Raw genomic sequence first — 20,230 nt, forward strand, 5'->3', positions numbered from 1 at the left:
AGGTTACTCCGCGGCTGGCATGATCCGCCGTGACCCGTCGGCCTGCTCGTTATAGCTGGTCTGCCATTCCGACGGACCGTTCGAGTTGCTGACCTGCACGGCGGTGACCTTATATTCCGGACAGTTCGTCGCCCAATCCGAAAAATCGGTCGTCACTACATTAGCCTGCGTCACCAGATGGTGAAAGGTGGTATAGACCACGCCCGGAGGAACCCGATCCGTCAGCACCGCCCGCGGCGCCACCCCCCCCCCCGCGTTTCCGCGTCATGCGGATGGATCTCCAGCACCTCTTCGTTATGCCACATGCTGTTCAAAGGCTGCCGCGTCTGCGCGCCGACGTTGTGTTTGTAACAGGATTCACCCCGTCGGCAGCGACAGCAAGATAGCGCGGGCTGGTGCGTTCATCGGTGGCGATATGTTCAGTAATTCTGTAACTGTCCTGACAGCTCGTTACGCATTGCGCGCATTTCATCATGCAGCTGGCGGCAGGCAGCGTTGACTGATGATGCCCAGCGATGTCACCGCACGGCCAAAATGGCATTCCTTTTCTACGGCAAAGAACATCTTTAGCTTGTCGATCATGCGGCCACCGTTGGCGCATCCAGCTGTTCGCAATCCGCGCCGTCAAGGTCATGCGGGGCGAACCGCCGGATAGGAAGGCAGGGGCGTCAGGCCCCCACCACTGCAATCACCGCGGCACAATCGCCTGTCTGGATCAGCCCCGGGAAATGCCGTGCGGCAATGATACCGTCGCGGTTAGCGGTAATCACCACCGGTTCCACCCCCGTGCGGTCGGGTGGCCAGATCTGCGCGATGGGCTGGCCCGCTGTCACCGCATCCCCCAGATCGGCTAGCGGATGCATCAGCCCGTCCCGCGTGGCGAAATGGAAACAATTATCCCCCGGCATATCCAGCATGACGCTGTCCACCTGATCGATACCGCCCGCCAGAATACCCGCATGGCGCAGCACGTTGCGTGCCCCGTCAACGGCAATCTGGGCGCTGCGGGCAGTGGCTGTGCCACCGCCGCCCAGCTCGGTCGTAACGAAGGTCTTGCCCTGGCTTTCAACCGAGGTGTCGAACATCCCCACCGCGTCGATTTCCAGCATCATCATTGAATAGGGCGCGCCAAAGGCCTGCACCGCCTCGACGCAGGCGGCCTGCTGGGCCTTGTCGTCCAGATAATGCGCCGCCGCATAGGGCAGAAAGTCCAGCGTCTTGCCGCCCGAATGGTAATCCAGCACGACATCCGCCAAAGGCACCAGCACATCGTTGAAATAGCTGGCGATCTTCTGGCTGACGCTGCCTTTGGGGTCGCCGGGAAAGGCGCGGTTCAGGTTCACCTGATCAATCGGGCTGACCCGCGCGCCCGCCCGGAACGCGGGATAGTTCATATAGGGCGCGATGATGACGCGCCCCGTGATGTCGGCGGGGTCCAGATCCCATGCCAGTTGTTGCAGGGCGATGGGGCCTTCGTATTCATCGCCATGATTGCCCCCCGTCAGCAGGGCCGTGGGACCTTCGCCATTGGCAATGACCGCAATGGGGATCATCACGCTGCCCCATGCACTGTCATTGCGGGAATAAGGCAAACGCAGGAAGCCGTGATGCTTGCCCATGCCGTCCAGCGGGATGGTTGGAACAATGGGATGCATCATGATTTGACCAGCATGCGGCGGGGGATGTTGCAGAACAATTCGGGTTCACGTTCGGTAATGACGATGGATTCCGTCGTCTCGTATCCCCAGTTGTCCATCCACAGACCGGTCATGAAGTGGAAGGTCATGCCAGCCTTCAGCTCGGTCTGATCACCACGGCGCAGCGACATGGTGCGTTCGCCCCAGTCGGGCGGATAGGACAGGCCAATCGGATATCCGGTGCGGTTGTCTTTGACGATGCCGTAACGGTCCAGAACGGTGAAAAACGCATTGGCGACATCCTCACAGGTATTGCCCGCTGTCGCAGCCTCTAACCCCGCGGACATACCTTCCAGCACGGCCTTTTCCGCATCCAGCATTTCCTGTGGCGGTTTGCCAAGGAAGATCGTGCGCGACAGCGGCACGTGATAGCGTTGGTAACAACCCGCAATTTCGAAGAAGGTGCCTTCGTCCTGTTTCATGGGCTGATCGTCCCACGTCAGATGCGGCGCCGAGGCATCCGGCCCCGATGGCAACAGCGGCACGATGGCCGGATAATCGCCGCCATGTTGGGACCATTCGTCATAGCGCAGACCCGCGTCATAGATTTCGGCCACCAGATCGCATTTGCGCATGCCCACCTCGACCTTATCGGCGATGCGGCGGTGCATGCGTTCGACGATACGCGCAGCCTTACGCATATATTGCAGCTCTTTGGGAGTTTTCACGGCGCGCTGCCAGTTCACCAGACCTGTGGCATCCAGTATCTGGGCATCCGGCAAACCGTGGCGCAGACGTTCATGCGCCTTGGCGGTGTACCAGTAATTGTCCATCTCGACACCAATGAAACCGGTATGCCAGCCACGGTCGGCCAACTGTGCCCACAGGTAATCCATCGGGTGGCGGTCGACCGATTGAACATAATGGTCGGGATAGCCGATGATATGGTCTTCCGACATCCAGACGGTCCGCAGCGCCCCCTGCCCGTCCTGCCCGCGCCCGAACCAGATCGGTGCACCGGTCGGACCGACGATCACGCATTGGTGGACATAGAACGACCAGCCATCATAGCCGGTCAGCCACGCCATATTCGAAGGATCGCTGACAATCAGCATATCCAGCCCCAGCTTTTCCATGCTGGCGCGCGTTTTCTTCAACCGCTCTTCGTATTCCGCGGTCGAGAAACGCTCGGGGGTCCTTTGTAGTTCTGGCATTCACGTGTCTTTCGAAAACGCGGCAAGCGCGTGGGTGGCAATCGCGGTATCCTGCGCGCCGGTGCCGGTCAGATCGCAGATGGTGATCTGGTCGGGGTCGGTGCGGCCAAGATGGGGTTGGGCGATGATCTGGCCCAATTCGGGCACAGGGGCATCGGCGGCATAGGTTCCGGCCTGCAATGCGGCGCGCAATTCGCCCATCAGCCGTGTCTGGCTGGCGCGATCGGCGACATAGAGGGCGGCGCGGGTGAAACAGGCAGGCTCCAGTTCGTTCTTGCCCGACTGGTCGCTGCCCATCGCGGTGATATGCTGGCCCGCATGCAACCATTCGGCGCACAAGATCGGTTCAGTCGCGGGGGTGGTGGTGACGATGATATCGGCAAAGCCCGCAGCCTCGGCCGGATCGGCGGTGGCATGGACGCGCAGATCGGCACTGTCCAGTTCGGCGGCCAAATCTTGTGCGCGGGTCAGGTCGCGGGCCCAGATCACCGCGCGATCAATCGGGCGCACCAGACACAGCGCCTCCAATTGCAAACGCGCCTGCAGGCCTGCGCCAAAGATCGCCGCGCGCGTCGCATCGGACCGCGCCAAGTGACGCGCAGCCACGCCCCCCGCCGCCGCCGTGCGGATATCGGTCAGATAGCCGTTGTCCAGCAGCACCGCACGCACCTGACCCGTCTGCGAATCCAGCACCGTCATCATCCCGCTGGTCGAGGGCAGGCCCTTGGACGGATTGTCAAAAAACCCCGGTGATATTTTGACCGCGAAGCCTGCCAACCCCGGCACATAGGCGGTTTTGATGTCCACCTCTCCGTTCACGTCTGGCAGATGCATGGACAGGACGGGGGGCATCACAACGCCCCCACCGGCAAGACCGCGGAATGCACCTTCAACGATAGCAATTGTCTTCCGGTCCAGATGGATACGCTGACGCAGCTGCGTTTCGGTCAGGACCAGAATATCTGTCATGGGATCGCCTGTATGATCTCTGCGTGGCGGAATGGATCGATGTTTTCGCCCGACAGGATCAGCACCAGCGGGCCATCCTTGGCGTTCAGTTGCCGCGACAGGACCGCGCCCGCACCGACCGCCGCAGCGCCCTCGACGAAATGTCCTTCCGATGACAGTTGGCAGATACCGGCGGCGATCTGATCCTCGGACAACAGGATCAGGTCGTCCATCAGGTCGCGGACCATCGGGAAGGTCAGGCGGTTCTTCAGCCCGATGCCGCCACCAAGGCTGTCGGCAAGGGTCGGCAATTCGGGGATTTCGACCGGACGACCGGCGGCAAGGCTGGCCGACATGGCTGCCCCACGTTCCATGCTGATGCCAATAATGCGGATATCGGGATTCTGCGCTTTTGCCGCCATTGCAACACCCGCCAGCAAACCACCCCCTGACAGCGGCACGGCGATGGTCGCGGCATCAGGGATCTGGTCCAGAATTTCCAGACCCAGCGTGCCCTGTCCCGCAATGACGTCGGGATGGTCAAAAGGCGGGATCAGCGCAAAGCCGTCTTCGCGTTGCAGACGGATCGCCTCGTGAAACGCTTCGTCCTGACTTTCGCCGATAACACGGGCCTCGGCCCCAAGGGCGGCAATGGCGTCCAGCTTGTTCTGCGGCACAAGGCGCGACACGCAAATGATCGCCGGAATGCCTTTGGCACGTGCCGCATGCGCCAAAGCGCGCCCGTGGTTTCCGGTCGAGGCCGTTGTAACCCCTGCCACATTGCCCACCCGCGCCACGGCATTGGTCGCCCCGCGCAGCTTGAATGCGCCGGTCATCTGGCGGTATTCGCATTTCAACCAGACAGGCCCGCCCGCAATCTGTGACAAGGATGGCGACCCTTGAAACGGGGTAATCCGCACCTGATCGCCGATCCGGTCGCGGGCCGCCATGATGTCGTCCAGCGTCACCACGTCCGGCACCGGAACAACGCCCCCGGCCCTGCGGCGGGGATTTGCGCCTGATCCAGCATCGCCCAGAACAGCGACTGGTTCGAGGTGATGACAGGCTTGCCCAGTTTCGCCTCCAGCCGGTCGATCAGACCGACGGCGGGCAGCGCGGTACAGGACATGAACAGCGCCTGCGCGTCGGGATGATCGCTGGCCAGCGCCATTTCGGTGATTTCGGCGGCATCCAGCAAGGCCATGTCGCGGTCATCGGCATGGTTCATCGAACTGCGGCGCACCACGTCGATGCCGTGTTCCTGAAAATAATCGCCCACCAGATCGGTCGTCGCCGCCAGATAGGGCGTCATCAGCGCCAGCCGTGTCACCCCCAGCGCCGCAAACCCGCGCAGCGCCGCTGAGGTTGGCGTCACCAGCGGCGCACGATGTCCAACCAGATCGCCGATCGCCGGCCCCAGCACCGCCGAGGCCGATGTGCAACCGAACCCGATGGCCTGCAAATCCACCCCCGGCACCAGCAGATCCGCCGCTGTCCGCAAGCGGGGGCCGGTGTTACGCAGGTTCTCCTCGGTCGTGGGGTTGTCGAAAGCGATACGTGTGACATGCAGCTGCGTGCCCCAAGGCATCAGACGGGCAGCGTCGCCCTCGATCGTCATATCGGTGGCCAAGGCCACCAGACCGAAACGGCGCAGGCTGTCGCGGGCCATCAGGCACCCCCTTCGGCAAAGGCCAGATCACGCAGGAACAGGGCAATCTGCGGGAAGAAGATCAGCGCGACGGCGACTGTCAGCAGAATTAAGATAAAGGGCGGCGTTCCACGGATCACCTCAAGATAGGGACGCTTGAAAACGGCGATGGCCGTAAAGATATCGCAGCCGAAGGGCGGCGTCGCGCTGCCGATGGCGACCTGCAAGGTGATGATCGTGCCGACCAGAACCGGGTCCAGACCGACCGATTGCACCACCGGTGAAAAGATCGGCACAAGGATCAGGATCACCACGATGGGGTCCACGAACATGCAACCGACAAAGAACGCGATAGAGATGGTGAACAGCACCCCGTAAGGGCCCATGCCGTCAATGCCGATGCCTGCCAGAATTTCCTGCGGGATCTGGGCGAAGCTGATGATATAGCTGAACGCCGTCCCCGCGCCGACCAGAATAAACACCACAGCCGTGATCAGGCCGGTCGATTTCGCAGTGGCGAACAATTGCGACAGGGTCAGTTCGCGAAAGACGATAACCTCAAGAATCAGGGCGTAAAGAACGCAGGCCGCAGCAGCCTCGGTCGGGGAAAAGATACCGCCATAGATGCCGCCGATGATGATGACCGGAAAACCAAGTGGCCACAGCGCACGGCGCACGGCACGGAAGCGTTCGGGCCAAGTGGCCGGTTCCTCGGTCGGGACGTTATGGCGGACGGCATAGATATAGGCATAGATCGAAAACAGCAGCAGGATCAGCAGCCCCGGCCCGATGCCCGCAATAAACAGTTCGGAAATCGAGGTGCCCGATACGACGCCATAGATGATCATCCCGATAGACGGCGGGATCAGAAAGGCGATGTCGGATGCGTTGATGATCAGCGCCAGACTGAAATGGTCGCTGTAGCCCGCCTTCAACAGGCGCGGACGCAAGGGACCACCAACGGCCACAACGGTCGCCTGCGTGGACCCCGACACGGCACCGAACATCGTGCAGGCCCCCGCGGTCGAGATCGCCAAGCCGCCTTTGACATGCCCCAGAAATGCCATGACCAGATCGATCAGACGTTCGGCGGACTGGCCACGCGTCATGATATCGGCAGCAAAGATGAACATCGGCACTGCGACAAGGCTGGCGGGCTGGATACCCGCGATCACCTGCTGGACCAGCGTATCAAGCTGGCCGATACCACCGAACAGGCCGACAAAGCCAACAATCGCGCCGACAATCAGCGGCACCATCATCGGAAAGCCCAGCAAAAGCAGGACGACCATCGTCCCAAGTATGGCTGTGGTCATTGGTCCTGCGCCTTTTCGTCAGAGTCGTCGGAATATCCATCGCGGGTGCTGGTGGACAGCCAGATGCCCGGGTCGGTGACGTTTTTCAGGGCGGTCATCAGATATTGCAGACCGGTTAGGAAAAAACCCATCGGTGCCCAGATGATAATCCACCATTGCGGGATCTGCAGGGCGGGCAACACGCGACCACGTCCGGCCTGCGTAATCACGTAATTCAGCGCGTACCACGCCAGCAGCATCAGCAGCAGACCGGTCAGCAGCGAAATCAGCGCCATTGCCACCTTGCGGCCCTTATCGGGCAAGGCATCGAAAAACGCCGACATGCGGATATGGCGACCGTGGCGGGCGGCATATGAAATGCCGGAAAAGGTGATCAGCACGATCAGCGCCTGATTGACCTCCTCCGAGAAATAAAGGGATTGTCCGAACACATAGCGCCCCACAACATTGGCGACGGTGTTCAATGCCATCAGCAAAACGCCAACGGCCAGAAAGATGGCCTCGATCCGCGCGATGACCTTATCGATATGGCCAAGGGGACCCGGAAGGCCTGAGTCATAAAGGGAATCGTCGATCTCGTCATCGACTACCGGCATTTCGGCTGCGGCCAGAACGTCGGGATCTACATCGGGGTTGGTCTTCTTCGCCTGCATGGCTGCCTGTCCTGCCGATAAAACCGCATTTTATAAAATCGAAAGGTCCGGCCCTTTTCGGGGCCGGACCAAAGGCAAGCACAGCTTACTTGGCGTCAGCGGCGTCCAGATCGGCTTTGAGCTGGTCCAGAATTTCCTGCGCGCGCGGGCCACCGATTTCAAGGAAGGTCTCCTCGACCTGACCGGCGGTCTCGCGGAAGGGCACACGCTGTTCGTCGGACAAGGTGGTCACCGTGATCTCGGGCTTGGCTTCCTTGATCGTTTCCAGCGACTTTTCGGTCAGACCCTGCTGGTATTCGATGATCGTATCGAATGCCGTAGCAGCAGCGTCACGAACAACCTTCTGGTCTTCTTCCGACAGACCGTCAAAGAATTTTTGATTGGCCATCAGCGCGGTGGTAAAGTTGTTATGACCCAAGCGCGTGATGTGGTCGGTGACTTCATACATGCGGGTGGATTCGATAAAGAAGGCCGGGTTTTCCTGACCGTCGATGATGCCGGTCTGCAGACCGCCGTAAACCTCGCCCCACGGAAGCGGTGTAGGCGTCGCGCCGAATGCCTTATAGCTTTCGACCAGCAGCGGATTGGTCATGACGCGGACTTTGACATCGCCCAGATCATCGGGACCCTCGACAGGCTCTTTGGTGGTCAGCATGACCTCGCCTTCGGGGTACATCTTCAGCAGCTCTAGGCCCTGTTCGGCATAAAGCTCGGGGAAAATGTCGTTGATGGCTTTGCTGTCGCGGAAGAAGGTGGCCAGCGTGGCTTCGTCTTGCGGCAGCAGATAGGGCACGAAGAAGACCTGCGCCTCGGGGATCAGCGAACCGGTAAAGCCGGGCGACTGGTTCACGAATTGCAGGATGCCCGATTGGGTCTGCTCCATGATATTGTCGCTTTCGCCAAGCGTGCCAAAGGGGAACAGCTGGACTTCGTGGTCGGAATTGGCCTCGACCTCTTCCTTGAATTTCTGGGCATAGACGCCTTGGACTTCGTCTAGAGCTTCTTCAAAGGCATAGCGCCACGTATCGGCCATAGCACCACCGGCGCCCAAGATCAGGGCGGCCAGGCTGGCGGTCGTCAGGGTCTTAATGGTCATGGTACCTCCTGTTGGCGGGCATTCGAAAGCTAACAGCCTCGACGCCTCAAAGTTGCAGGATTCGGGCAAATCATCCCGTCCTGGCTTGCGCCGAGAGTTCGGCCCAAGCGGATTCCAAGTCAATTTCTATATTAAATCATGACAATTTTGTGGACGGGTGTCAAACCGGCTGGCCGTCCACAGCACCGCTTGCGGCCAATCCGGCAGGCAGAATTGCACAAATCCGGCGCAGCGCATCGTCCAGTTCGCCCACGCCCGGACCGCCCACCGCGATGCGGATCGCAGGCCCCGAAGGCAGCATCGCAAAGCCCGATCCGGGGGCGACTGCGACCTGCTGGCCCAGCGCTGCGGCCACCAATGTGCCCTCATCCGCGGCATCCGGCAACGGCAGCCAGCGGTGCAATCCGTGCAGGAATCCTTGGGCCTGCGGGCCAAGATAGCGTTGGACCAGACGGTTGCGCGCGGCCAGTTCAACCCGCTGCGCCCCCAACAGCGCATCGGCGGTGTCGGACATGATCCAGTCCTGCGCGATTTCCGCCATCATCGGTGTCGCCATCCAGTTCATCGACAGGTGACGGTTCAATGCGGCTTCTGCCAAATTTTCGGGCATCGCAAGAAAACCAAGGCGTAGCCCCGGTGACAGGCATTTGGACAATCCGGTGAAATAGAAACTGCGGTCAGGGGCCAGACTGGCCACAGGCGCGGGACGGCGCAGGGGCATGGGACCGGTCGGATCGCTTTCTAGGATCATCAGACCGGCGATGGCGGCTGCCTCGGCCAGGTCCTGACGGCGTTCGCGGTCGATGATACGGGCCATGGGGCCACCGCCTGCGGGCAACAGGAACACCGCCTTCATCCGCCCGCCTGCTGCCTTGGCCGCTGCGATCAGCGCCTGCGGGTCCATGCCGCGTTCGTCGCCCGCAATCCCGCGCAACCGCAGATGCAGATGCTGGGCCGCGGGGCGCAGCGTGTGGCAGGTGATGCTTTCTGTGGCGATGATGTCACCGGGCTGGGCGACGGTCATCAGCGCGACGAACATCGCAGGCGTTGTGCCATTGGTGATCAGGATGCGCTGCGCGGGCACCACCATGCCGCAACGCGCCAGCCATGCCGCCGCCATCCCGCCATAAAGCGACATGGTCTGGCGCGGACGGAACGACAGCATCGCGGAATCGGGCAAACGGCCGGCCAGCCGGATCATGCTGTCGCGCCATGCATCGGCAATCAACGGCAGGCGCACCGGCGTCATCATCGACAGATCGATGGGGGGCTTGTCGGTCGGCCCGCGGAACCAAGGCACCTCTAATGATTCGCGGGGGCCGGATTTGACAAAGCTGCCCCGCCCCACCTCGCCCGAGATCAGGTCGGCGCGGATCAGTTCCTCATACGCGCGGCTGACGGTCTGGACGCTGACGCCCAATTGCCACGCCAGATCGCGGTGCGGTGGAAGCCTTTGCCCCGGCCTTAAACTGCCTGCATCGATGGCAGCAACGATGCCCTGTGCCAGACTTCGATAGGCGGGTCGGGTAATATCCTGTTTTCTTAACGGCCAATGCGACATAGGGACAGGATTGCAGCGCCAAGCCCGCGTTGTCCAGATTGACAAACCACAAAGGCGCGGAAAGAACCGACCCATGACCCCAGATCGCCACGGACTGCGCCTTGATGACCGCGACATCGCAATTCTTGCGGTGCTGTCGCGCGAAGGCCGCATTGCCAAGACCGCCCTTGCCGCGCGGGTGAACCTGTCGCCGACGCCCTGCTGGGACCGGATGCAGCGGTTGGAAAAGGCCGGATTGATCCGCGGATACCGCGCCCATATCGACCTTAGCGCCCTTGGAAACCACGTTCAGGTCTTTGTCACCGTCGAACTGGACAGCCACCGCGCCGAAAGTTTCCAGACCTTCGAACGAGTGATTGCGCGGATGGATCAGGTCACTGGCTGCTGGGCCATCGGTGGCGGCTATGATTACCTGATGCAGGTGGTGGCCACCGATGTCGCAGCATTTCAGGAATTGATGGACGGGCTGCTGGAAAGCCGCGCGGGCGTGCGGCGGTATTTCAGTTATATCGTCACCAAGCCGGTCAAGGATATGCCCGCCGCCACCGCCCTGTTGCCCTGAGCCCCGAGGAATCCTCGGGGCGCGGAGCCTGTGGCAGAGGATTCCTCTGCCGCGACCCCGATCTTCGGTGAAATCACCTGCGCGACATGCGTCATCATCCGTCCAAGCCAAGGAGGTGCGCCATGTTTGACGATCAAAGCCGACTGTCCGAACGTCTTGACAATGCAGGACTGCTGCCCGCCGCGGGCGACTTTCCCGCCGAAGGGCGTCTGGCCGTGCGTGACCCCGCCACCGGCGATCTGGTGGCACAGGTCGCCATCAGCGACGCGAACGGCGCGAAGGCCGCCGTCGATGCCGCCCAGGCCGCATTTGCCGATTGGTCCGCCACCCTGCCCCAGGACCGCGCCGCGATCCTGCATCGCTGGCACGCGCTGATCCTTGCCGCCAAAGAGGATCTGTCGCGCATCATGGTCGCCGAACAGGGCAAACCCATCAGCGAGGCGCGGGGCGAGATCGACTATGCCGCCAGCTTCGTGCAATTTTATGCAGAAGAAGCCCTGCGCCCCAATATTGAAGGCGTCACCAGCCATCTGGCCGATGCCGAGATGGAACTGTGGCGCGAACCCGTCGGCGTGGCAGCCCTCATCACGCCGTGGAATTTTCCCTGCGCCATGATCACCCGCAAGGCCGCCGCCGCCTTGGGCGCGGGTTGCACGGTGGTCATCCACCCGTCCGCCGAAACGCCCCTTTCGGCGCTGGCGCTGGCGGTGCTGGCTGAACGGGCCGGTTTCCCCGCAGGTGTCGTCAACACCATCATCGGTGATGCCGCGACCATCGTTGGCGAATGGACCGCCGACAAACGCGTGCGGGCGCTGTCCTTCACCGGCTCGACCGAGGTTGGCCGTCTGCTCTATCGTCAATCTGCCGATACCGTGAAGCGTCTGGTGATGGAGCTTGGCGGCCATGCCCCCTTCATCGTCTTTCCAAGCGCCGATCTGGACCGCGCCGTGACCGAGGCCGTGAAGGCGAAATTCGCCACCTCGGGTCAGGATTGCCTTGGGGCGAACCGGTTCTATATCCATCGCGACGTCTATGACGAATTCTGCGCGCGCTTTACCAAGGCGACGCAGGCGCTGACCATGGGCCAAGGCATGGACGACCCCGATATCGGCCCGCTGATCCATGAGCGCCAGATCGACAAGCAGGTCGCCCATGTGCAGGACGCGCTGTCCAAAGGCGCGCGGCTGCTGTGCGGGGGCAAGGTCGATGATCTGGGGCCGCTGTTCTTCCAGCCGACCGTGCTGGCTGATGTCACCGATGAAGCCGCGATCATGCATGAAGAAACCTTCGGTCCCGTCGCCGCCCTGTCGGTTTTCGACACGGAAGACGAGGTGATCGAACGTGCCAATGCCTCGGAATACGGGCTGGTGGCCTATGTCCACAGCCAGGACCCGCGCCGGATCTATCGGGTCAGCCGCGCGTTGCAATACGGCATGGTCGCTGTGAACCGCACCAAAGTGACCGGTGCGCCGATCCCCTTCGGGGGGATGAAACAATCGGGTCTGGGCCGTGAAGGCGCGCGTCAGGGCCTCGAAGCATTTACCGAAATCAAATATGTCTGCCGCGACTGGGGATGAAAGGAATTTCCGATATGTTGACGAATGATGAACTGGCCAAATGGGACCGCGAGAGCTTTTTCCACCCCTCGACCCATCTGGGGCAATTCGAACGCGGCGAAGCACCGCAGCGCATCGTCACCGGTGGTGAGGGCGTCTTCATTCAGGACCGCGACGGCAACCGCCTGCTGGACGGTTTCGCGGGGCTTTACTGCGTGAACGTCGGCTATGGCCGCACGCAGATTGCAGATGCGATTGCCAAGCAGGCGCATGAGCTGGCCTATTACCATTCCTATGCCGGTCACGGGTCGGAAACCTCGATCACGCTGGCCAAGATGGTGATGGACCGCGCCCCTAAAGGCATGGCCCGCGTCTATTTCGGCCTTGGCGGATCGGATGCGAATGAAACCAACATCAAGCTGGTCTGGTATTACAACAACATCCTTGGCCGCCCGAAGAAGAAGAAAATCATCAGCCGCTGGCGTGGATACCACGGATCGGGTCTGGTCACCGGCTCGCTGACGGGGCTGGAGCTGTTCCACAAGAAATTCGACCTGCCGCTGGAACATGTGATCCACACCGAAGCGCCCTATTACTTCCGCCGCCCCGATGCGTCGATGTCTGAAGGCGATTTCGTCGGCTATTGCGTCGACAAGCTGGAGGCGCTGATCGAGGCCGAGGGTGCCGACAATATCGCCGCCTTCATCGGTGAACCCGTGTTGGGCACCGGCGGCATCGTCCCGCCCCCCGCTGGTTACTGGGAAGCGATCCAGAAGGTCTTGGACAAATACGACATCCTGCTGATCGCGGATGAAGTCGTCACCGGCTTTGGCCGTCTGGGTACGATGTTCGGGTCCGACCATTACGGGATGAAGCCCGACCTGATCACCAGCGCCAAGGGTCTGACAAGCGCCTATGCCCCGCTGTCGGCATCGATCGTCGGCCAGAAGATGTGGGACGTGCTGTCGCGCGGCACCGATGAAAACGGTGTTCTGGGCCACGGCTGGACCTATTCCGCCCACCCGATCGGCGCGGCGGCAGGTGTCGCCAACCTGAAGCTAATCGACGAATTGGGTCTGGTCGAAAACGCCGACAAGACGGGTGCCTATCTGAACCAGCGCATGCAGGCAGCCATCGGCGATCATGCCCATGTCGGCGAAGTGCGCGGCGAAGGCATGCTCTGTGCGGTGGAACTGGTCGCGGATCGCGACAACCGCAAGTTCTTTGATCCCTCGGAAGGCAAAGGCGCCAAGGTCGTCGCCGCCATGCTGAAGCGCGGCGTCATCGCCCGCGCCATGCCCCAAGGCGACATTCTTGGCTTTGCCCCGCCCCTGTGCCTGACCGAAGCCGAGGCGGACCAGATCGTCAACGTCACCGCCGAGGCTGTGTCCGAGGTCTTGGGCTAACCTGCGTCCCGCGACGGCCGGGGGATTTTGCATCCCCCGGACCCCCTGCGGTCCGGTGTTCAATCGAACCTTGCCAATTGGTCAGGCGTATCGATATCGCCCAGCAGATCAGGTGCATGAATAAGCGCATCTGCCGGCAGGTTCTTCAAAAGGCGACCAGCACCTTGGTCGCCCTTCAGCATTTGCAGATCGGCAATACGGCTACGGGGAAAACAGGCAGGAGGCAGCGGTGATATGCCGTCATGGCTGGCCGCAATCTGCTGGTCGGTTGTCAGGGCAAGGATCGCTGTCAGATGTGCGGCGGTCACCAAAGGCATATCACCAAGCGCGACCAGCAGCCGGTCCGGATTTTGCGCCGCAATAAGCCCTGCGCGCAAACTGTCGGATTGCAGGCTTTGATTGATACGAATGATCTCAAAACCCTGCAAATGGTCAGCAACAGCATCGCTGGCCACAATCGCAATGCGACGATCAAGGTTGGTGGCAAGCATCGCTTTTACAGCATGGGTGACCAAAGGCCGACCATGATAAACTGCCAGCAGTTTGTCATCCGGCCCGAAACGCCGCGACGCGCCCGCAGCCAGCAACAAGCCGGTACGGGTCATCCGATCAGGGCTTCGTATTCCGACAAAATTTCGGTCAGGGTCGAGGCGGCGATCAGGCGCGGGTCGCGACCCTGCGCCACAACGCCGATAGGGCCGCGTATACGGTCAAGTTCAGGCGTGGCCACCCCTTCAAGCATCAGTGATTGCAAACGGGCATTCTGCGCGCGACGGGACCCTAAAGCGCCGATATAGAAAGCGTCGGATGCCACTGCGCGCTTCAACGCAGGCATTTCGCGGTCGTGGTCGTGGAACAGCGTGACAACAGCGCTGTGGGCGTCAGGCGTTGCCTCGGTTCCCAGACAAGGGAAACCAAGCGCATTGACCAGCTGGGTCAGGGCCATCGCCTCATCCCCCTCGCCGTGGATCTGGAACGCGGGCGGTGGCGGCAAGGTCATCTGGAAGCCCTGCCCTTGGGTGCTTCGACGGGGCATGCCGCTTTCGAGGTCGATGTTCCAATGGCCGACACGGCGGCGGATGCGATCATCCCAGATGGCAGAGAGCCAATCCGCGCAAGGCGCATGGATCAATGCGATCTGGACCTGCCCGCCGCACGGCAGAGGCAGATCAATCGGGCCACCGTCACCATAGGTCAGGCGCGTGACAGGACCGACAAAATCCAGATGTGCGGCAATATCGGCGTCTATGCACCCTGCCCCCAATCGACCAACCCGCATTCCATCCGGCCAAAGCGCCATCATCGCCCCGGGACGGCGGGGGAAACCGCCTTTGGCATCGATCAGAATTGCCAGCGAACCACCCGGACGGGCCAGAAGCGCCTTTACGGGACATTCGGCAGCAGCTGAAACAGGCAGGGACATGGTCATAAAAGCAATCCGCAAGGCAGGGGAACGGGTATGCAACGCATCCTGCCCGTATAAAGATGCAACAAAAGCGCCGCATAGCGCATTTTCAAGATCAGGCCTGACTCTAGCAGTCTATTGTTAACAAAATATGAAAAGCGAAATGGGCCGCAATCCTGACGGATGCGACCCATTTCGACATAGTGCAGAAAGTAAGATCTTACTTGATCTTGCCTTCTTTGTATTCGACGTGCTGACGAACAACCGGGTCGTACTTACGCACGGACATTTTTTCGGTCATCGTACGGGCGTTCTTCTTGGTCACGTAGAAGTGGCCAGTGCCGGCGGTCGAGTTCAGCCGGATCTTGATGGTGGTCGGCTTCGCCATGTGTATCGCTCCTGCTTCGGGGCAATCGCGCGCCGCAAACCCCGTGGAATTCTGTGTTGAAGCCGCCTTTTAGCCTGAGATGCGCCAGAGTCAACCAGCAAAGCGCCAAAACATCGTAAAAGGCGCAAGATTGACGCGAATAGACAAAGCAATGCGTCGCCTCTGCCTGCAATGCAGAATACCGGATGATATGGCATGGGATAAGACTGTCACCCATACGTCCGGCACGTGTCACCCTTCCTGTTGTCCTGATATCATAGGTTTAGACACCAAAGACCCTGCGAAAACCGACCTTCGTTCCGGCATGTCCGGCAAGCTGAAGATTGATGCCAGCCTACCCCGCTTCCCGAGTCTGTTCGATTTCGACCGTGGCTTTCGGTAATTCGATGACATGGCCGGTAACTTGATTCCGCCCCGTGCGCTTGCCCTGATACAGCATTGCATCAGCGGTCGATATCCAAAGCTCCATCGAAAGATCGGGTGCGCTGCGGCCCGTGGCCACGCCGATACTGATTGTCACCACCGGACTGACGCCCGAGCCGCTGTGCGGAATACCCAGATCCTCGATCTGGCGGCGGATATCCTCGGCCACCTCCAATGCGCCGTCATGGTCGGTTCTGGGAAGGATGCAGGCAAATTCTTCGCCTCCATAGCGCAGGCAGGCGTCATCATTGCGCCGCATCGCCCCGCGCAGGGTAAGGGCCACCAGGCGCAGACAGTTATCGCCCTCCAAATGACCATAGATATCGTTGAACTGCTTGAAAAAATCGATGTCCATCATGATGAATGACAGCCATTCCCCGTCCCGCGACAGTCGCAGCAGCTGTGACTGCAGCAACTCCTCTAACAGGCGGCGGTTGCCAAGACCGGTCAGCGCGTCAGTTGTGGCCAATGCCGAAAGCTGGTCACGCATCCGTTTCAATTCGACATGATTGCCGACGCGGCTGCGCAGCTTGATCGGCTGGATCGGTTTGGTGACATAGTCGATGGCACCGGCCTGAAAGCCGCGAACCTCGTCTTCGGGTTCGTCCAACCCTGTGGTGAAAATCACCGGCACATCGCGCAGGATCGGGTCCAGCTTCAGCTGACGGCACAGTTCATAGCCGTCCATTTCCGGCATCACGATATCCAGCAGGATCAGGTCGGGGGATGCGGCATGGGCGATCTGCATCGCTTCGGTGCCAGAGCGTGAAAAGCAGATTTCATAATCATCTTCCAACACCGCCGCCATCATCTCGATATTCGAGATTTCGTCATCGACAATCATGATCACAGGTTTCGTCATACAGATGCCCCGCGGTTGTCGGTGTCAAAAGCAGGAGAGATGGTATCCAGCACGGCAGCGGCCGCGCTGTAATCCAGCTGGGTCAGCGCCCCCAGCAACGGATGGGACGCCCGCGCCTCTGCCGTCAGCCCAAGCGCATCCGCCCAAGCATGAAAGCCGCTGCGGGCCGACAGGCTGCGCCGCCGGATCTGGTCGCGCAGGGCATCACCTGCGGCCTGTGCCACTGCGGGATCGGCCATCGGGATCGCCGCAACCGGAACCGGCACTACTGGCGACAGGCGTCGCGTGGCGGCAATTGCAGGTGCCATGACGTCTGATAGGTTTGCAATCAAGGCAGGCATTTCGCTCATGTCGCCTTTGGTCAAAGCCGCCTCGATCCGGCCTGCAATGTCGGGGACGACTGGCAGCTCTAATGAGCCTGCCACGCTTTTGAGGGTATGGGCACGCATGCCCGCTTCATCAAGACGACCCTCGGCGACCAGCTGCGTCAGGTCATCGCCGATGCCGTCATAGGTCTTGCCGAAATCGATGATCAGACGACGCAGCAACGCCGCTTTGCCGTTCACACGTCGTAAGGCCGATGCAAGGTCGAAGGGGGGCAAATCTTCGGGCAGACCGTCAATGACTGCGGCGGGTGTCTGCACCCAGCGTTTCAGCGTCTGGATCAGCACATCAGGATCGATCGGCTTCGAGATATGGTCGTTCATCCCTGCCCCAAGGCATCGCTGGCGTTCCTCGTCATAGGCATGGGCGGTCAGGGCGATAATGGGCAGACGGTCGGCAGGAATGGTCTGGCGGATTTTCAGCGTCGCCGCGACACCGTCCATATTGGGCATTTGAACATCCATCAGAACGGCTGCGTAATCATTCGGTTTTTCCATCAGCTTGCGGCAGGCAATCACCCCGTCTTCGGCACAATCAACCAGCAGACCGGCATCACCCAATAGCTCTGTCGCGATTTCGCGGTTGATCGGATTATCCTCGACCAGCAGGATACGCTGGTCCTGCAGGCCGGTTGCATGGGGCGGCAAAGCAGGCAGCGGCGCAGGGTCGCTTGGCCGCGCAGTGCCGGGGAAAAGCTGGTTCAGCAGTTCCAGCAGGTAATGCGGATCAAGCGGCTTTCGCAGCACGCCACTGATCATCTGGCAGTCGTCGTCGCGCACCACATCGTCAATGCTGTAGGCTGTGACCATCAAGGAAATGGGCATCACCGTCAGGACCTTGCTGGACCGCATGGCACGCAGGGTCTGCAAACCGTCCATACCGGGCATTTTCCAGTCCAGCAGCACCAGATCATAGGGGTTTCCGGCCAATGCCCCCTGTTCCAGAACGGCCAGCGCCTCGGGGCCCGATGACACCAGATCCCCGCGCAGCTTCCAGCGGGTCAGCATTTCCTCGATGATATCGCGCGAGGCGGGGTTGTCATCGGCCACCAGAATACGCAAAGCGCGCAAGGCAGGATGGGGCAACACCTCGGGCGTCGCGTTCTTCGAGATTTGCAACCGGACCGTAAAGGTAAAGGCGCTGCCGATATCGGGCATGCTTTCGACCCAGATCCTGCCGCCCATCTGTTCGACAATCTGCCGACAGATCGCCAGACCCAACCCTGTCCCACCAAAGCGCCGCGTGGTCGAACTGTCTGCCTGTGTGAACGAGGCGAAAAGCCTCTGTTGCTGGTCCGGTGTCATGCCGATCCCGCTGTCGCTGACCACGCATTCGATCACGACCTGCCCGTCCTGTTGGTCCGACACGCGGGCCGATATGACAATGCGGCCTTCTTCAGTAAATTTGATCGCATTGCTAAGTAGGTTCAGGATCACCTGGTTCAGACGCAACTCATCCCCCACCAGCAAGGGCGGGATCGCTTTGTCGATCCGCATCCGGATCGTCAGATTACGTGCATGCGCGCTTTCGGCAACCAGCTGCACCTGCCCCGAAATGGCTGCACGCAGATCGAAATCGCGGGCTTCCAGCTCCAGCTTGCCAGCCTCGTTTTTTGAGAAATCAAGAATATCGTTGATCTGGCGCAGCAACGACACGCCAGCGGTGTTCAACTTGGTCACATGGTCGCGCTGACGCGGTTGCAGATCACTGCGCTGCAGCAAATGCCCGAAACCAAGGATCGCATTGATCGGCGTGCGGATTTCATGGCTGACATTGGCAAGGAACATGCTTTTGGCACGGTTCGAATCCTCGACCGCGCGGTTGCGTTCCTCCAGCGCGGTGCTGCGGGCGACCAGTTCACGTCGCATCTGCTCGATCCGGCCAAAGGCGTTGCGGACCTTGTCGGTCACCCAGATCAACACCGACATCTGGAACACAATGATCGCCGTATGCAGCAGAACGCGGGTCAGGTTCCCTTCGCCAGGAAAGACCGCATAGGGCAGGAAAACCAGCAGGAACAGATGGTGCGCTGCAATGCCGATGGCCGAAAGAACAAGCGCATGGCGATCGAACCACGCGATGTTCAGCGCCATCATGGCAAAGAAATACATATGCATATCCATCTGCCAGGGATGGCCGGAAAACAACACCACCAGAAAGGCAGGTTCGCCGATCAGCGCGATGCCTGCCAGATTGCGCGACATGCGGACATTCCCCCGCCGCCGCCACGTCAGATGATAGGCCCCTGCCAACAACGACCCTGCCAGCACAGCCACCACCACGGGCATACCATGGTTCCACGCGGCAGCCGCCGCCAGAACCGGAACATGCGCCCAAAGCAGCCATACCAGCATAGCGCCAAAGCGTTCGCGCAAACCGTCAATTTCGGATGTCATCAGCTTGCCCCGCCATTTTCGGACATGCATCCCAGCACCCGTGGCGAAGGCATGACAACCCATGCCCCATGCGCCAGAATTGCGTGTTCGAAATCCGGATTATCAGACGCGGCAATCGCAATTCCCGGCAGTCCGCCGAAACCGACGACGCCCCCGCCAGCCTGATAGACCGCCGTGATCAATTGGGTGGCGCTGTCTTTCGGGCTTAGCACCAGAAATTGCCCGTGCACCGGCGTCGCCATCAATGTCGCAACAGCCAGCCCCATCAATCCTGCCAAAAGCAGAACCACAGCTGGCGCGACATCGGTCCACCCCGCTTTCGCGTCCCCCACGGCAGCCGCGCGCCACCCGTTCCGATCATCCGACATATAGCACCTTTGGCATTACAATATGTGCAACCTAAACGCGCATCCTGTTGAATGCCTTAACGCGCATACATCACTGGCCCGCATTAAACAGACGTTTCGAATTAAATGCTGTCTATTTGTGGACATGCCGGACGGAACGGGAATGCGAAAGATTCCCGGATGAATAGCTTTGTTCCGCATTCCCTGAATTCAAACGGCAGCCCGTAGGGTTCTAAATATATTCATTTAATTCAAAGCATTGCGATGTAAACCGCGCTATATCATGTACTTTTAAGATCAATAGCTTAGCTCTTTGCCTGTAAACCCCAAATTCCCGTAAAAACTTGAGTTTCCTGGCCAATGAGCACCTGTACTTAAAGCTCCCCTTAAACGTTCGAGGACAACTATAACCCCGCTCGAACTGAAAT

The 20,230-nt window shown here is 60.4% G+C and carries 18 protein-coding genes and 1 pseudogene; 3 read left to right on the forward strand and 16 right to left on the reverse strand.

Going from position 1 to position 20,230, the window contains the following annotated elements; genetic code table 11:
* Window positions 1–3 precede the first annotated feature (3 nt).
* The 10 genes and pseudogenes from DWB67_RS00870 to DWB67_RS00915 all read right to left on the reverse strand — a co-directional run.
* Window positions 4–424: pseudogene (locus DWB67_RS00870) on the reverse strand (formate dehydrogenase subunit alpha); the annotation flags it as partial.
* A gap of 244 nt (window positions 425–668) precedes the next feature.
* On the reverse strand, window positions 669–1,658 hold the full coding sequence (gene doeB / locus DWB67_RS00875; RefSeq protein WP_119805615.1) for a N(2)-acetyl-L-2,4-diaminobutanoate deacetylase DoeB: 990 nt from the start codon (window positions 1,656–1,658) through the stop codon (window positions 669–671).
* Window positions 1,655–2,851 (reverse strand): ectoine hydrolase DoeA, encoded by a 1,197-nt coding sequence (gene doeA / locus DWB67_RS00880; RefSeq protein WP_119805616.1) that lies wholly within the window; start codon window positions 2,849–2,851, stop codon window positions 1,655–1,657. The genes doeB and doeA overlap by 4 nt, the downstream gene beginning before the upstream one ends.
* Window positions 2,852–3,820, reverse strand: a complete 969-nt coding sequence (locus tag DWB67_RS00885; protein WP_119805617.1) for a cyclodeaminase — start codon at window positions 3,818–3,820, stop codon at window positions 2,852–2,854.
* On the reverse strand, window positions 3,817–4,779 hold the full coding sequence (gene eutB / locus DWB67_RS00890; RefSeq protein WP_255418496.1) for a hydroxyectoine utilization dehydratase EutB: 963 nt from the start codon (window positions 4,777–4,779) through the stop codon (window positions 3,817–3,819). Before eutB ends, DWB67_RS00885 begins: the two co-directional genes overlap by 4 nt.
* Entirely contained in the window at window positions 4,764–5,468 is a 705-nt protein-coding gene (locus DWB67_RS00895; protein ID WP_119805618.1) for an aspartate/glutamate racemase family protein, read from the reverse strand. The genes eutB and DWB67_RS00895 overlap by 16 nt, the downstream gene beginning before the upstream one ends.
* Window positions 5,468–6,763, reverse strand: coding sequence for a TRAP transporter large permease (locus DWB67_RS00900; protein WP_119805619.1), 1,296 nt, complete (start codon window positions 6,761–6,763; stop codon window positions 5,468–5,470). Before DWB67_RS00900 ends, DWB67_RS00895 begins: the two co-directional genes overlap by 1 nt.
* The gene (locus DWB67_RS00905) at window positions 6,760–7,416 is read right to left on the reverse strand and encodes a TRAP transporter small permease (protein ID WP_370453556.1); all 657 of its coding nucleotides are present in this window, start codon (window positions 7,414–7,416) and stop codon (window positions 6,760–6,762) included. Before DWB67_RS00905 ends, DWB67_RS00900 begins: the two co-directional genes overlap by 4 nt.
* A gap of 85 nt (window positions 7,417–7,501) precedes the next feature.
* Window positions 7,502–8,512, reverse strand: a complete 1,011-nt coding sequence (gene dctP, locus DWB67_RS00910; RefSeq protein WP_119805620.1) for a TRAP transporter substrate-binding protein DctP — start codon at window positions 8,510–8,512, stop codon at window positions 7,502–7,504.
* Between the two features lie 160 nt (window positions 8,513–8,672).
* Complete coding sequence (locus tag DWB67_RS00915; RefSeq protein ID WP_182911448.1) at window positions 8,673–10,073, reverse strand: PLP-dependent aminotransferase family protein; 1,401 nt, start codon at window positions 10,071–10,073, stop codon at window positions 8,673–8,675.
* 73 nt (window positions 10,074–10,146) lie between these two features.
* On the opposite strand from DWB67_RS00915, the gene DWB67_RS00920 reads away from it, so the two are divergent.
* The 3 genes from DWB67_RS00920 to DWB67_RS00930 all read left to right on the forward strand — a co-directional run bounded on the left by DWB67_RS00920 (window position 10,147) and on the right by DWB67_RS00930 (window position 13,597).
* Window positions 10,147–10,635: an Lrp/AsnC family transcriptional regulator gene (locus tag DWB67_RS00920; RefSeq protein ID WP_182911449.1), complete on the forward strand. Its 489-nt coding sequence runs from the start codon at window positions 10,147–10,149 to the stop codon at window positions 10,633–10,635.
* Window positions 10,636–10,757: 122 nt separating this feature from the next.
* Window positions 10,758–12,212: an NAD-dependent succinate-semialdehyde dehydrogenase gene (locus DWB67_RS00925; protein ID WP_119805622.1), complete on the forward strand. Its 1,455-nt coding sequence runs from the start codon at window positions 10,758–10,760 to the stop codon at window positions 12,210–12,212.
* Window positions 12,213–12,226: 14 nt separating this feature from the next.
* Complete coding sequence (locus DWB67_RS00930) at window positions 12,227–13,597, forward strand: aspartate aminotransferase family protein (protein WP_119805623.1); 1,371 nt, start codon at window positions 12,227–12,229, stop codon at window positions 13,595–13,597.
* Between the two features lie 59 nt (window positions 13,598–13,656).
* Here DWB67_RS00930 and DWB67_RS00935 read toward each other — a convergent pair whose 3' ends face one another.
* From DWB67_RS00935 to DWB67_RS00960, 6 genes are all read right to left on the reverse strand, one after another.
* Window positions 13,657–14,202 (reverse strand): NTP transferase domain-containing protein, encoded by a 546-nt coding sequence (locus DWB67_RS00935; protein ID WP_119805624.1) that lies wholly within the window; start codon window positions 14,200–14,202, stop codon window positions 13,657–13,659.
* Window positions 14,199–15,026, reverse strand: a complete 828-nt coding sequence (locus DWB67_RS00940; RefSeq protein ID WP_147385895.1) for an XdhC family protein — start codon at window positions 15,024–15,026, stop codon at window positions 14,199–14,201. Before DWB67_RS00940 ends, DWB67_RS00935 begins: the two co-directional genes overlap by 4 nt.
* Before the next feature lie 196 nt (window positions 15,027–15,222).
* Window positions 15,223–15,390 (reverse strand): 50S ribosomal protein L33, encoded by a 168-nt coding sequence (gene rpmG, locus DWB67_RS00945; RefSeq protein ID WP_042244479.1) that lies wholly within the window; start codon window positions 15,388–15,390, stop codon window positions 15,223–15,225.
* Window positions 15,391–15,724: 334 nt separating this feature from the next.
* Entirely contained in the window at window positions 15,725–16,675 is a 951-nt protein-coding gene (locus DWB67_RS00950; RefSeq protein WP_119805626.1) for a diguanylate cyclase, read from the reverse strand.
* A complete protein-coding gene (locus DWB67_RS00955; protein WP_119805627.1) occupies window positions 16,672–19,455 on the reverse strand; it encodes a hybrid sensor histidine kinase/response regulator in 2,784 nt (927 codons plus the stop codon). Before DWB67_RS00955 ends, DWB67_RS00950 begins: the two co-directional genes overlap by 4 nt.
* Window positions 19,455–19,823 carry a hypothetical protein gene (locus DWB67_RS00960; RefSeq protein ID WP_119805628.1) on the reverse strand — a complete coding sequence of 123 codons (369 nt, stop codon included), beginning with the start codon at window positions 19,821–19,823 and terminating at the stop codon, window positions 19,455–19,457. Before DWB67_RS00960 ends, DWB67_RS00955 begins: the two co-directional genes overlap by 1 nt.
* Window positions 19,824–20,230 lie beyond the last annotated feature (407 nt).

Source organism: Paracoccus sp. JM45, from assembly GCF_003590715.1.
GTDB lineage: Bacteria > Pseudomonadota > Alphaproteobacteria > Rhodobacterales > Rhodobacteraceae > Paracoccus.

Excerpts from the sequence above, each read along its gene's own strand:
- DWB67_RS00905 (WP_370453556.1), bottom strand. The coding sequence starts at position 7,416 with ATGCAGGCGAAGAAGACCAACCCCGATGTAGATCCCGACGTTCTGGCC.
- DWB67_RS00950 (WP_119805626.1), bottom strand. The coding sequence starts at position 16,675 with ATGACGAAACCTGTGATCATGATTGTCGATGACGAAATCTCGAATATC.
- DWB67_RS00960 (WP_119805628.1), bottom strand. The coding sequence starts at position 19,823 with ATGTCGGATGATCGGAACGGGTGGCGCGCGGCTGCCGTGGGGGACGCG.
- DWB67_RS00895 (WP_119805618.1), bottom strand. The coding sequence starts at position 5,468 with ATGGCCCGCGACAGCCTGCGCCGTTTCGGTCTGGTGGCCTTGGCCACC.
- doeA (WP_119805616.1), bottom strand. The coding sequence starts at position 2,851 with ATGCCAGAACTACAAAGGACCCCCGAGCGTTTCTCGACCGCGGAATAC.
- DWB67_RS00915 (WP_182911448.1), bottom strand. The coding sequence starts at position 10,073 with ATGTCGCATTGGCCGTTAAGAAAACAGGATATTACCCGACCCGCCTAT.
- DWB67_RS00930 (WP_119805623.1), top strand. The coding sequence starts at position 12,227 with ATGTTGACGAATGATGAACTGGCCAAATGGGACCGCGAGAGCTTTTTC.
- doeB (WP_119805615.1), bottom strand. The coding sequence starts at position 1,658 with ATGATGCATCCCATTGTTCCAACCATCCCGCTGGACGGCATGGGCAAG.
- DWB67_RS00940 (WP_147385895.1), bottom strand. The coding sequence starts at position 15,026 with ATGACCATGTCCCTGCCTGTTTCAGCTGCTGCCGAATGTCCCGTAAAG.
- DWB67_RS00885 (WP_119805617.1), bottom strand. The coding sequence starts at position 3,820 with ATGACAGATATTCTGGTCCTGACCGAAACGCAGCTGCGTCAGCGTATC.
- DWB67_RS00935 (WP_119805624.1), bottom strand. The coding sequence starts at position 14,202 with ATGACCCGTACCGGCTTGTTGCTGGCTGCGGGCGCGTCGCGGCGTTTC.
- rpmG (WP_042244479.1), bottom strand. The coding sequence starts at position 15,390 with ATGGCGAAGCCGACCACCATCAAGATCCGGCTGAACTCGACCGCCGGC.
- dctP (WP_119805620.1), bottom strand. The coding sequence starts at position 8,512 with ATGACCATTAAGACCCTGACGACCGCCAGCCTGGCCGCCCTGATCTTG.
- DWB67_RS00925 (WP_119805622.1), top strand. The coding sequence starts at position 10,758 with ATGTTTGACGATCAAAGCCGACTGTCCGAACGTCTTGACAATGCAGGA.
- DWB67_RS00955 (WP_119805627.1), bottom strand. The coding sequence starts at position 19,455 with ATGACATCCGAAATTGACGGTTTGCGCGAACGCTTTGGCGCTATGCTG.
- DWB67_RS00920 (WP_182911449.1), top strand. The coding sequence starts at position 10,147 with ATGACCCCAGATCGCCACGGACTGCGCCTTGATGACCGCGACATCGCA.
- DWB67_RS00900 (WP_119805619.1), bottom strand. The coding sequence starts at position 6,763 with ATGACCACAGCCATACTTGGGACGATGGTCGTCCTGCTTTTGCTGGGC.